This window comes from Streptomyces sp. NPDC048001, assembly GCF_043203115.1.
Lineage (GTDB): Bacteria > Actinomycetota > Actinomycetes > Streptomycetales > Streptomycetaceae > Streptomyces > Streptomyces sanyensis.
The window spans coordinates 1-2,627 of record NZ_JBIDBN010000027.1; the positions used below are offsets into that span (position 1 = coordinate 1).

Consider the following 2,627-nt stretch of genomic DNA (forward strand, 5'->3'; position numbering starts at 1 on the left):
CCGGCGGGATCCTTCCAGGCGGATCTCGGGCTTCTTCACGTTGTGGACCAGACGGAAACGCTCGCGGGCGCGTCCGCGCCGCTTGAACCGGGGGTAGCCGACGGCGGCGCCAGCTCGGCGCCCCGCGGCGGAGTCCATCCAGTTCTTGAAGGCCGTCGCGGCGTCGTCCATCGCTGTGTAGTACGCCCGGTTGTTGACTCCCTCCCACCACGGGAACGGGGTGCGGCGCTCCTCGCCCTCGGCCAGGGGGCCGATGAAGGGGCGGCCCTTCGTCTCGCGGAAGAAGGCCTGCGCGCGGGCGGCGTTCGGGATCCGCACCTTCGGGGCCTTCTTGTTGGCCTCGGCCTTGTCGTTGCCCTCCGCGACCAGTGCGTCGCGGCCGCGCGTCCACTTCTGGTGCGTCGCGATCATCAGCGCCAGGGCGAAGTTGAATCCGCAGCGCGCTGCGGTGGCGTACCGCTGGAGGATCTCCACTTGCGCGGGCGTCGGGTCGAGCGCATAGCGAAAGGCCCGCAGCGTCTCGGCGGTCGTGACGGTCATCAGATGATCATCACGCATGGGTCTGACAATCCGACCCGGCGGGATTGCCGACCGGCAGGTGCCGGGCCACTCGGTCGGGCGCCGGCCCGCGGCCCGGTAGTGAGCCAGTTCGCCATCAGCAACCGACGTTCCTCAACCTCCGGGTCCCGCGCGTGTAAGGCGGCCAGGGCCCGTGTGCCAAAGCTCGATACCTGTCACCCGGCGTGCCGATCGACCTGGGTGAAGGTGCGCGATGAAGCATGGTGGTTGTCACCAGATCAGCGCGCTAGGGAGCGTATTTGGTCGTGATCAAGAGGTGGTGAGCTTCTTGATCCAGATCATCGACGCGCGGAGGTGGAGGCCGGCAAGGTAGCTCTCGGGTGTCTTGTCGAACCGGGTGGCGATGCCCCGCCAGGCCTTCAGCCTGTTGATCAGGCGCTCGACGGTGTTCCGCTCCTTGTAGAGCTCGGCGTCGTGGGTGACGGGCCGGCCGCCCCGGCTGCCCTTCTTCTTTCGGTTGGCAGCCTGGTCCCGCTTCTCCGGAATGACGGCCTTGATCTGCCGTTCGCGCAGGTGGGCGCGGTTGCCGCGGGAGGAGTACGCCTTGTCGCCGGCGACCGCGTCGGGCCGGGTGCGGGGGCGGCCGACGGGCCCGCGGACCCGGACCTTGGCCAGCACGGGGATGAACTGCGGACTGTCGGCGGCCTGCCCCTCGGTCAGGACGATGGCCAAGGGGCGGCACGTGCGCTCGCCGGCGATGTGGACCTTGCTGGTCTGTCCGCCTCTGGACCGTCCGAGCAGTGCCGCCTTCAGGCGGAGCTTTCGTCTGCGTCGGACGCGTCGTCGCTCGTCCCGTTCCGGGTCGACTGCGCTGTCCTGCCCGTCTTGTTCCTTCGAGCCGCCCCTTTTTGCCGGGCCTTCTCCGCCTCCTCGGCGGCCTTCTCCAAGTCGGCGAGCGTGCCGGGGTCGAGGTGCATGCCGGCGGCGTCGTGGTGGGCTCGGACGGTGGTGGAATCCACGCTGACCAGCGACAAGTCCACCTCACCCCGCTTCGCGGCCTCCGCGATCACGCCCTCCAGCAGGGCTTCGAACACCCCGGCGTCCCTCCACTGCCGGAAGCGGTTGTGGACCGTGGACCAGGCGCCGAATTCCTGAGGCATCTCCCTCCACTGGCCACCCGTCCGGAACCGCCAGATCACGCCTTCGAACTGCCGGCGCAGCCGCTCGGGGTACGGGCCGTACTCGCCGATCGGCAGGTACGGCTCGATGAACTCCCACTCGTCATCAGTCAGTTGCACACGCGTCACACGACACTGGTCTAGCGGATCCAGCGCGACCGCGAGGGCGAAACCCGCAGATTGGTCACAACCCAATACGGTCCCTAGCAGTCCGCCGAAGGGGCCGTACCTCGCGGTGAGCGGGGTGCGGCCCCTTCGCGCGCCGCGCGTGCTCGTCGCGGTGCCCGGCGCCGAAGACGGATCAGACGCCGAGGGGTTCGGGGGTCTCGGGCGGCTCGGGCAGTGCGGGCGATTCCGTGGGGGTCCGCGTCGCCGTGCAGACGGTGTTGGCGGCGGGCACCTTCCCGTCCAGCAGGTACGAGTTCACCGCCTGCTGCACGCACGGGTCGCCGCTGTTGTACGCGCCGTGCCCCTCGCCCTTGTACGTCAGCTCCACGCCGACGCCGGGGCCGAGCCGCTCCACCATCTTGCGGGCGCCCTCGTACGGGGTCGCCGGATCCCCGGTGTTGCCGATCACCAGGATGGGCGCGGCGCCCGGGGCGGACACGTCCGGGGTCTCCCACGCGCCCGGGACCGGCCAGTCGGTGCAGCTCATCAGGGCCCAGCCGAGGAAGTCCCCGAAGACGGGCGAGGCGGCGCGGAACTCGGGCAGCTTGTCCTTCGTCTGGGCCGGCGTGTAGCGGCCCTTGGAGTCGGCGCAGTTGATCGCCGTGTTGGCCGCGCCGATGTTGCTGTAATTGCCGTTTTGATCACGGCCGTTGAGCGCGTCGGACAGCGCCAGCAGCAGCTGGCCCTGGCCGCCGTCGGCCTCGTCCAGGCCCTGCTCCAGCAAGGGCCAGAGCTCCTTGGAGTACAGGGCTTGGGCGATGC

General features: G+C 69.8%; 2 protein-coding genes and 1 pseudogene. All 3 read right to left on the reverse strand.

Translation table 11 applies throughout. The features are described from left to right. Positions 1–540, reverse strand: a 540-nt coding sequence (locus tag ACGF15_RS29070) for a helix-turn-helix domain-containing protein (RefSeq protein ID WP_392803282.1), incomplete at its 3' end; no start/stop codon positions are given. Between the two features lie 288 nt (positions 541–828). Next, positions 829–1,826, reverse strand: a pseudogene (locus tag ACGF15_RS29075) (IS5 family transposase). A gap of 172 nt (positions 1,827–1,998) precedes the next feature. Then, positions 1,999–2,627: alpha/beta hydrolase (locus ACGF15_RS29080; RefSeq protein ID WP_392803285.1), on the reverse strand; the 629-nt coding region annotated here is incomplete at its 5' end.